The organism is Psychromonas aquatilis (assembly GCF_038155185.1).
GTDB classification, from domain to species: domain Bacteria; phylum Pseudomonadota; class Gammaproteobacteria; order Enterobacterales; family Psychromonadaceae; genus Psychromonas; species Psychromonas aquatilis.
Map to the genome: position 1 here is coordinate 1 of NZ_JBAKAZ010000272.1, position 229 is coordinate 229.

Consider the following 229-nt stretch of genomic DNA (forward strand, 5'->3'; position numbering starts at 1 on the left):
TGCAATATTAATGAATATCTCTTTGGTATTAGGTGAATTTGCTAAGACTGGTTGGGTTGCTTATCCTCAGCTATCGGAGTTGACCTTTAGCCCTGGGGTGGGGGTCGATTAATATATTTGGGCCTTGCAGATATCGGGACTTGGTACCTTGTTAACTTATGTTAACTTCCTAGTAACTGTATTTAAAATGCGTGCTACTGGTATGACCCTAATGAAAATTCCTATTTTC

1 pseudogene is annotated in these 229 nt (G+C 39.3%); it reads left to right on the forward strand.

The features are described 5' to 3' along the window. A pseudogene (locus V6256_RS15545) lies at positions 1 to 229 on the forward strand (cbb3-type cytochrome c oxidase subunit I); the annotation flags it as partial.